Annotated in this window: 1 protein-coding gene; it reads right to left on the bottom strand. The window is 73.1% G+C overall.

What is annotated here, in order from left to right; translation table 11 throughout:
- Positions 1 to 56 precede the first annotated feature (56 nt).
- On the bottom strand, positions 57 to 1,494 hold a 1,438-nt coding region (locus AC5LSR_RS14510), incomplete at its 5' end, for a sensor histidine kinase (protein WP_493465311.1).

The following is a 1,494-nucleotide window of genomic DNA, read 5'->3' as shown; positions in this document are numbered from 1 at the left end:
GGACGGCGAGGACGGCGAGGACGGCGAGGACGGCGAGGACGGCGAGGACAAGGGTTTCATCGCGGGTCATCCGTGGGGAGAAACGCGCGGACGACGGTGCCGTGACCTGCCGGGCTGTGCACGGTCAGCGTGCCGTCGAGCGCCGCGAGCCGGTCGCGCAGGCCGAGCAGGCCCGTCCCGGCCGTTCCCGCCGTTCCCGCTGTCCCGGCCGTGATGTCGGCACCTCCGATTCCGTTGTCGGTGACCTCGACGCGCAGCCGGCCGTCGGCGTGTTCGACGTCGATCCGGACCTGGTCGGCGTGGGCGTACTTGAGGGTGTTGGTCAACGCCTCGGCCGCCACGAAATAGCCGGTCGCCTCCACGGCGGGGGCCAGCCGCGGCACGGCGGCCGCCGTCAGCCGCACGTCGAGCGGAGCCTGCTCGGCCAGCGCCCGCAGCGCGGGGACCAGGCCGGCTTCGGTGAGAATGGCGGGGTGGATGCCGCGGGCGAGCGCCCGCAGTTCCTCCATGGCCCTGTCGAGCCCGTCGGCACTGCGCGCGAGCAGCGCCGTGGTCTGCTCGTCGACGGTGCCGTCGAGGCGTTCCTGGAGCAGACGCAGCAACAGCCGCGCGACGACGAGCCGTTGCTGCGCGCCGTCGTGCAGGTCACGTTCGAGGCGGCGCCGTTCGGCGTCGGCCGCGGCGACGATCCGCACGCGCGAGGCCCGGACCTCGGTGAGCTGGGCGTTCACCTCGGCGGCCAGCCGCTGGTTGTCCAGTGCCAGCCCGGCCGCGGCGGCCACGGCGTCGAGATGGTGCGGGTCCTCCCGCAGCGCCGGGTCGTGGAACAGCGCCGCGACCCGCCGTCCGTCACGCTCCACCGGCCACACGGCACGCTGTGAGTCGTCCTCCGGAAGCCGCAGCCGCTGGCCGTCCCCGTCGATGAACGTGCCGGACTCCGGCCGCCAGTAGCCGATCCGCAGCGAGGGATCGCCCAACGACCTCGCCAGGAGTCCTTGCAGGTCGGCGGCTGACAGCGGCTCGTGTAACCGTCCCAGCAGGTCCCCCACGGCGGTGCGCCCCAGCCGGACCCGCAGGACCCCCGCGAGAAACGCCAGCGGCAGCAGGCAGAACGCCACCCAGTAGACCCACAGGAACGCCGAGTACAGCGGATGACCCGTCGAACCCACAACCCCGCCGGCCACCGTGGCGGCAGCCCCCACCAGGCCGGTGACGAAGACCGGTGCGAGCACCCACCGCAGCGGCCGGCTGGCCGTCGCCCAGCGGCGGACGAGCAGCACCAGCACACCCACGGCGATCGCCGCGCCGATCGTCTCCTCGATCCGGTTCGCTGCCTGAGCCAACTGGATGTTGTCGGCGACGAGCAGCAGGTTCGGGACGGAATCAGGCAGCTGGCGGGTGTCGTAGAACAGGGCTGCCGCCGAGGGAAGCCCGAAAGCCGTGGCATACGCGGCCGCGACAAGCAGCCGCTGTACCCGTGAGGTCAGGCGTCCG

It is taken from the genome of Protofrankia sp. CiP1_Cm_nod4 (genome assembly GCF_982290645.1).
This window is presented reverse-complemented; position numbering and strand designations above follow the sequence as displayed.